Annotated in this window: 1 pseudogene; it reads right to left on the bottom strand. The window is 40.4% G+C overall.

The window, feature by feature from the left end:
• Positions 1 to 319, bottom strand: a pseudogene (locus FILTAD_RS15660) (IS5/IS1182 family transposase); the annotation flags it as partial.

Here is a 319-nt window from a genome sequence, read left to right as displayed (position 1 = left end):
AAAAGAGGAATCTGCCGTTTTATGTCCCACCCGTGCATCGGGGTCGTCCGAGTATGAAAGACGTTCCTCGTGGTCTTCGACCACTTCTTTTAGGTAGTTTAGTTTCTCTTTTACTTTTGGGTATTGGCAGAGGACCTCTTCATTTTCTACGGCTTGAATGACTTTTCGGGTATATTCCAATTCGTCGGCCAATTCATCATTTGTAGGTTTTTGTGGAAATTTTTCTTTCATCTTTTCATCCACTTTGTATACAGCTTTACGCAACAGTTTCGATTTTTCCATCAGGAACATTTTCGGTGATTTTTGATTATACCTAGCC

Source organism: Filibacter tadaridae, from assembly GCF_900609045.1.
Taxonomy (GTDB): Bacteria; Bacillota; Bacilli; order Bacillales_A; family Planococcaceae; genus Sporosarcina; species Sporosarcina tadaridae.
The sequence above is the reverse complement of the archived record's forward strand: the minus strand, read 5'-3'. Positions and strand labels throughout refer to the sequence as shown.